Annotated in this window: 1 protein-coding gene; it reads left to right on the top strand. The window is 38.1% G+C overall.

Features of this window, described 5'->3' with window-relative positions:
- Nucleotides 1–111: 111 nt before the first annotated feature.
- Nucleotides 112–239: GntR family transcriptional regulator (locus tag R2R70_RS22920; RefSeq protein ID WP_410979334.1), on the top strand; the 128-nt coding region annotated here is incomplete at its 3' end.

Here is a 239-nt window from a genome sequence, read left to right as displayed (position 1 = left end):
ACACTAGAATTTTGACATATTAGTGGGGTTTGGGGTAACCTTGTCGGTTAATAAATGATATAAATTTTTAGACCTAAATGGTCAATATTCCTTAGGGTAGGAAGGTACAATATGGGTAATCGTCGCTTATTTTGGCGCATTGTTGATAAAATAGAGTCCTTAATAAATCAAGGTGAGTTTACTGCTGGGAGTCGCTTACCTCCTGAGCGTGAACTTGCAGAAATGTTTGACGTAAGTCG

It is taken from the genome of Cobetia sp. SIMBA_158, from assembly GCF_046566945.1.
Lineage (GTDB): Bacteria > Pseudomonadota > Gammaproteobacteria > Pseudomonadales > Halomonadaceae > Cobetia > Cobetia amphilecti.
The sequence above is the reverse complement of the archived record's forward strand: the minus strand, read 5'-3'. Positions and strand labels throughout refer to the sequence as shown.